Source organism: Spirosoma spitsbergense DSM 19989, from assembly GCF_000374085.1.
In the GTDB taxonomy this organism is placed as follows: domain Bacteria; phylum Bacteroidota; class Bacteroidia; order Cytophagales; family Spirosomataceae; genus Spirosoma; species Spirosoma spitsbergense.
In genome coordinates, this window is sequence record NZ_KB893606.1 from 22,863 (window position 1) to 29,160 (window position 6,298).

The 6,298-nt window shown below is 50.7% G+C and carries 8 protein-coding genes; 3 read left to right on the forward strand and 5 right to left on the reverse strand.

Annotated elements, in window-relative coordinates:
• Positions 1-64 precede the first annotated feature (64 nt).
• The 5 genes from nadE to B157_RS0131575 all read right to left on the reverse strand — a co-directional run bounded on the left by nadE (position 65) and on the right by B157_RS0131575 (position 5,172).
• The gene (gene nadE, locus B157_RS0131555) at positions 65-2,149 is read right to left on the reverse strand and encodes an NAD(+) synthase (protein WP_020607296.1); all 2,085 of its coding nucleotides are present in this window, start codon (positions 2,147-2,149) and stop codon (positions 65-67) included.
• 144 nt (positions 2,150-2,293) lie between these two features.
• Complete coding sequence (locus tag B157_RS39195) at positions 2,294-2,857, reverse strand: putative polyvalent protein kinase domain-containing protein (RefSeq protein WP_245565374.1); 564 nt, start codon at positions 2,855-2,857, stop codon at positions 2,294-2,296.
• Positions 2,824-3,006: a hypothetical protein gene (locus B157_RS39980; protein WP_020607298.1), complete on the reverse strand. Its 183-nt coding sequence runs from the start codon at positions 3,004-3,006 to the stop codon at positions 2,824-2,826. The genes B157_RS39195 and B157_RS39980 overlap by 34 nt, the downstream gene beginning before the upstream one ends.
• A 43-nt stretch (positions 3,007-3,049) precedes the next feature.
• Entirely contained in the window at positions 3,050-3,400 is a 351-nt protein-coding gene (locus B157_RS0131570; protein WP_020607299.1) for a calcium-binding protein, read from the reverse strand.
• Between the two features lie 11 nt (positions 3,401-3,411).
• A complete protein-coding gene (locus B157_RS0131575) occupies positions 3,412-5,172 on the reverse strand; it encodes an SWIM zinc finger family protein (protein WP_020607300.1) in 1,761 nt (586 codons plus the stop codon).
• A 136-nt stretch (positions 5,173-5,308) separates the two neighbouring features.
• On the opposite strand from B157_RS0131575, the gene B157_RS38695 reads away from it, so the two are divergent.
• The 3 genes from B157_RS38695 to B157_RS37855 all read left to right on the forward strand — a co-directional run.
• Complete coding sequence (locus B157_RS38695) at positions 5,309-5,458, forward strand: hypothetical protein (RefSeq protein ID WP_157618659.1); 150 nt, start codon at positions 5,309-5,311, stop codon at positions 5,456-5,458.
• Between the two features lie 42 nt (positions 5,459-5,500).
• Entirely contained in the window at positions 5,501-6,070 is a 570-nt protein-coding gene (locus B157_RS0131580) for a WG repeat-containing protein (protein WP_020607301.1), read from the forward strand.
• Between the two features lie 8 nt (positions 6,071-6,078).
• A partial coding sequence (locus tag B157_RS37855) for a transposase family protein (protein WP_157618660.1) occupies positions 6,079-6,298 on the forward strand: 220 nt, incomplete at its 3' end.

Sequence of the window (6,298 nt, forward strand, 5' to 3'; positions counted from 1 at the left end):
TAGACGCAGCCTTCTACCGCCCTCCACAGAGCCTAACCCTTAGCACAACATACTATAGGAAGCTCTAGAACCCAATCTTCCCCTTTCGGCCATTGGGCTTCTGTTCGGCGGCCCAATCACGCATTTCGGCGAGTTCTTTCTCGAAACCACCAGATAAAATAGGGAAACGGCACCAGGACCGGGGGTCCAGATTGTGGTCGTCCAGGTGGAAACTGGGCGCGTAGCGTTCGCGCTTCCACTGGTTGCGGCTCCATAATTTAAAGAATCGCTCAACCCAGCCAACTAGCCTGTCGCGATCGTGTACGTTGGCATACCGAACCTCTACCAGTTTTAGCACTTCTACCGGCGGCTGTTTATCCCGGATGGCGGCTTCTTCAATGGAGTTCAGCACATCGTAAGGCATCAGGTCGTCTTCGTCGGTTTGCTTCCTGTCCAGCGGGCGTAGTTCGGCGGTGGGCTGTAGGTTATTCACGGCGTGCAGTCCTCTCACTTTAATGAGGTCGTTATCCGCAACCGAACTGGTAACTTCACCCGTCCGGTCGGCGGGGGTTTGCTCGTTTTTAACGTTCAGGCCAACGGTTTCCAGCCACCGTAGCCACCCCCGCAGAAAATGTTTGTCGATGCCGGTAATGGGCGAAATACTCCCCGCCGTGTCGCCATCCATCGTGGCGTAGCCAACGGCGGCTTCGGAGCGGTTGGAGGTACTCAGTAGCAGTGCATTATTGATGTTAGCCAGCATCCAGATACCCGGAGCACGAACCCGCGCCTGAATATTCTGCAAAGCCAGGTCGTCGGTCTCCCACGACAGTTCCCGACCCAGCTGCCCCTCAATCAGCCCCCGGTAGGTTTCCACCAGGCCGTTGATATTGATATTCAGGAACGTGGCACCAATATCGTCAGCGAGTTCTTTGGCTGAATTAAACGTATCGTCGGATGAGTTTTCAGTACCCTGATACATGACGGTCAGGAGTTTACAGATCATTTCCTCAGGCGTTTCGCAGTGCTGAATGGCGTTGATGTGCCCGAGTTTTTTCTTTACTCCGTCGATGCCGATGTTCTCCACCGCCATCCGAATCATCAGAAAAACCAGTGCCGCGATGGACGATGAATCCGCCCCCCCGCTCAGTGACAGGACGTACCCATGCGAACGACTTTTCCGGAGGTAATCGAACAGGCCTAAAGCCACTGCCCTGGCAAACTCTTCTTCTTTTAGAGAACCGCCCCGCTCCCAGGCTTCGAGTTCCGCCTTCTGGATAACGGGCGCAATGTCGGGCCAGTCAAACCGTTCCGAAACGCGCAGATTGGGGTATACCAGGGCGAGATTAGCCCGATTCTGGGTCTGGTTCAGGCGAGTGATTTCTACGTCGACTACGGCTGGAACAATCAGAAAATCCTCATAACTCAGCCGGTTCCCCGACACCAGCAATTCGCCGTTGGAAGCTACCATGGCATCACCATCGTAAATCATCCGACCGGCCTCATTACCCAGCATGTTGGTGTACACATAGCTCACGCCAAATGACCGCGAGGCATCGACCACAAAGCGTTCGCGCACCTGCGATTTCAGGAAGGCAAAGTGGCTGGCGGTAGGGTTCAGTATAATATCAATCCCCCGTTCGTATAGTATCCTTCCCGGCCGATTAGCCACCCAGGCATCTTCGCAGATTTCAAACCCAATCCGAATACCGGACAGATCGAACACGATATCACCAAACGGATAGGAGAATTCCCCGACTTTGATTTCATCGCGCAGGTATGGGTTCCAGGGCTGGAACCAGCGCGACTCGTAGTGGACGCCGTTATTGGCCAGGTATTGCTTTACCGAAAAGCCCAGAATCCGCTTGTTAGCAATCAGGCAGGCCACATCGAAAGTACGGTTATTATGCCGCATCGGTAGCCCTACGGCTACGGTAATATCGTTGGTATGCGGCACAATATCCAGCAGGGACTCAATGGACTGATCCATCGTGTTCTGGGCAAAAAACGCATCCTCACAGCCATACCCCGAAATGCAGAGTTCGGGCAGACAGAGCAGGCTCACCTCCTGCCGCTGCGCTTCTTCAATAGCGTTGATAATATTTTGTTTGTTGTGTTCCCAGGCGAGGGGAATCTGGTTGAGCACACCAGCGGCAATTTTAAGGAGTTTCATTTTTAATGGCGAATGAGTAAATGAGCGAATGAGTAATGGTGGTGTGGGAATTCCGGCAACCACTGAAACTCATCCCTCAGTGCTATATCAGGTTGTATGTTATCAGGATAACAAAGATGAGGAGGAAATAGGTTTGTGAACGAATTATTCCGACGTATCAGCCAGGTAGATAACCGGGTCAAAAATGAGCAGTTCGCCCGTGGCATCGATTAGTACATTCTGATCGTGCAGGTCATCCACAAACAGGTTCAGGTCAGCATTTACGTAATTGTCTTCGTACCGGCGGGTGAATCCCAGACGGTTCATTTCTGCTTCGGTTTCCTGACGGGTAGCACCCCGAACGGCCCGAAACGCTTTTTGGAAGACGACTGGTCGCCATTGCCGTGGTTCCTCATTTTCCGTAACCCACATAAAACCCAGGAAGGTGTAGTAGGTATCCGGGAACAGCCAGTTGTGAAGAATCAGTCGCTCAAAATACTCCAGATAGCTGGTGTGAAACGCCAGGTTATTACGCTTGTAGGCGACGCCCGACGCCGAAAAAACCTGGTTTTCACCGCCTTCAATACACCCGGATTCAAACCACAATCGGGTAAATTCGGCAGCGTCTAAACTAAGTCTGTTTGCATCAGCCCACTCATATAGTGCCTGGGACTCCAGTTCTTTCGTCTCTTCGCTCAGTCGCCAGATTTCACGGTGGTCTGGGTAGATTGCCGGGCTAAGCGACGGGTTTGCTCGATGAACTCGTCGGGCGACATCAAGGGCTGTTCGGAGGTTTTCTTGACCATTCGCCTGTTCCGCTCCTTGTGGTAGTCGTTCAAATCGGCGGTCTGCGCTGCGGTAGTTTCGGTCTTTTTCATCGGCATCGTCGGGGTTCATCGTTAAAGATACAAAAAATGGGGCTCACGCCCGCCAGGCAAAATCCCAAATCTGAAAGGCCTCCAGCGTTTCTTCGGAAGCCTCAATATCGCTCAGGGCGGAGTAGGCGATGGGGCGAACATACTGTCCTTGCTCCATTTCCAGATTGAAATCGTCCGACATGAAATCATCTTCTTTAGACGATAGCCCGGTTATCTTCACCCGTTTTGACTCGGTGGTTCCATCGCGCTTTTTGAGTTGCGCAGTAGCCGTAAATGGAAATTCCAGCGTTTCGTCGAAGAAAATACTCCAGCCCGCACTCTGCTCATACTCATCATAGGCATCCACGATGATTTCGTAGTCAATTTTGTACTGCATTTCGTCGTCGGTCAGCATACCATAAGGGGTTATTTAATGCCGCGCAGTTCTTCCTGCATAGCGGGGCGTTTGATGAATGTTTCTTTCAGTTCGGCAATGAGCGCATCTGTAGCCGGGCGACTGTTGGCAATCGTCTGGCGAACCAGCGTCAGCAGGGACGCTACGTTCTTGTAATCGGGTCGGGTGCTGGCCTGGCTGGCTAAGTTTCGGATGGCGGGCAGAAACAACGCCAGCATCTCGGTAGGAAAGGGTTCAGCCAGGTGCGGCAACACCTGCTTCAACACATCGAGCCGGGGCGATTTCTGAACGAGTGCCAGCAAATCAGCCCACTGTTTTTCCTCCGTCAGCAGCGGCTGCAACCGATACAGTAATTCGTCAGCTTCATTGTAGCCCCAACCGGGCTTTCGGTTTTTAACATTGTCGGCTACTTCCTGCCGGATTCGGGCCACCAACTGGTTGTACTCTGCCTTCCATTCGTCTATCGAAAACGTGGCTTTCCACTGCCGAAAATAGCGCACATCGAACTGCCGGTCGAAGGCAAACTTTCTGGTCAGTCGCCGGATCTCACCCATATTCAGTTCCGCGACGGCGATGGTCAACAGCTTTTCTTCCCACTGATGCACGGTGCCAGGGTGTTTCTTCTCCCCGGCCAGCCGAATGCCTTCCTGAATCAGCGTTTTGGCCCGACTGTAGTCTTTGGTTTGAATAGCCTCTTCGACAACCTGCGTCCGTACTTCAACCACATCCATGCTGGCTTGCATCTGCCGGTCAGCTTCGTCGGTGCGGCCTATTTCGCGCAGAAACTTAACCCGGAGTGTTCGCAACTGGTCCAGATAAAAAGTGCTGGTACTGGACTTATGTAATGGCAACAATCGGTCAATCAGGACCAGAAACAGGTCTGGTTCGGCCAATCGCAGGGCAATTTGGTAGGTAGCATCGAGCAAATCCAGCCCCATGTCACCATAGTCGAAGTAGCGACTGTCAATTAGTTCGTTAGCCAGCGCATCGAACAATTCCCGGCGCAGGGGTGGAGCCGTATCTTCATCAAGACCAATATCCTGTAGCAACTCAATGGCCCCGCTCACCGTCCCGCCCATATTCCCTGCCGAATCATCACTCTCGGTCAGTACCGTCATCATTTCCTGAAGCAGTACCATGCCCAGTGTCATGGCATCTTTGAAGTTGCGCTGCCCAACGAGTTTTACGCCCGTGCTCAGAAGCGCGTCGATTTCTTTGGCTAGTTTGAACGTAGCCCGATAGTCGATAAACCCATGCCGGTCGCCGTGAGCCCGGATGGTCTTTCGAATCAGTTCGGTATAGTTTTTCTCAACGTCGATGCGCTCATCTTTATCGGCGAAATGAAGCTGGAGTTTGGTTGCGAAGGTTTTATCCGTTACGGCGTATTCGATCAGAAACGCCCGCAGTTCGTCGGCACCGACTTGTTTAACCAATTCGGCGATAGTCAGCTTTTTCGAGGATTTCCCCGAAGCGGCTTTACCTGACTTCGGTTGTTTTGCCTGTTTTTTGAGTTCTTCCCGCAACGAAAATAACACCGCCACTACGTGTTTGCAGATCGCACTTTCCACGGGGCAGTCGCAGAAGGAATCCGTAACGGTGCGTCCGTTGAGGGTTATCTCCACCGAATACGTATCCGACCCATCCACTTCAGCATGCCACGTACCGTCTTCTCCCTGATCGATGTAGAGGACAGATCCATTGCGGTAGTAAGGTTCCGCTTTTTTGAGCAGGTCACGGGGCAGTTGCTGGTCGAAATTATCCAGGGTAAGCATAAATGAATCAGAAAACGGGGAATGGTAGTAAAGAGTCGAAGAGCAAAGATGAGCGGAAAAACGGGCTTGGGCAATAGCGTAGCTTCGGCAATAAGGCAGACTACCACATCAGCCGGAAGTTTTGTTATCTTTGGGTATGAACGATATCCCCAACACACCGGAACGTCGGACGGCCCTCACTGATGAAGACTACGACCGCTTTGAGGAGCAGATTCCCGCCTTAGCGCATCTTTGCCGGGCCAGTTTGACAAAGCGCAAAAAGGAACTAATCCGGCTTGACTTTTAAAACGATGGATGAGTTAGCGCAAATTATTGTAATCTATCGTGTATGAACTCCAACAACCCCGCCACCGCCCTCGTTAAAACCACTCAATCTCTGGCTTTAGCCCGCGTCTCCAGCCAACTGGCGTTGACGGAAAAACTGCTGGCTAAATCTGAGGAGCCGTTTTTGATTCCGTATCGTAAGGGTGATAAGTGGGGATTTTGTGACCGCAATAAAAATATTGTGATTGATTGTGTATACGAATCAGAACCTAGTCCTTTTCAAAATGGCATTGCTTTGATTAAGTATAGATCTTATTTGAATGACAAAAAAGTTATTGCTATCAACAAATCTGGCGAGCAAATTTGGCATGGAAGGGAAAACATAATTCATGAACGAAATTTTCCTTTTGTCTCAAATGGACTACTTGCTTTTTGTCATAAACAAAAGTGTTCATTTATGAATCAGCAAGGTAGTATAATACTACCATTTGAATGTGATTCCATCATTCCATTCCAAGACAATTTATCATATATTTCATCTTCAGAATATAATGGATTCATAAACAATTTAGGAGAATGCGTATTACGAGATATAAACAGAAATATTTGGTACTCTGACAATTCTTGTGGTTAACTTGGTCTATGCAGGAAACCGACTTCTACCAACAGCTTTTAGCCTTGCCTGATTTGCAGGTGCAGCGGGTCGAATATACACCGACTCGAATTACACTATTTTGCCAACTCCAAACCAACAGCCAGGCCTGCCCTTCCTGTCTCAAGCAAACCACCCAACTCAATCAGTACTTAACCAGGCAAGTGCGCGATCTAGATATGTCGGGCCGCCAAGTCTGGTTGCACATAC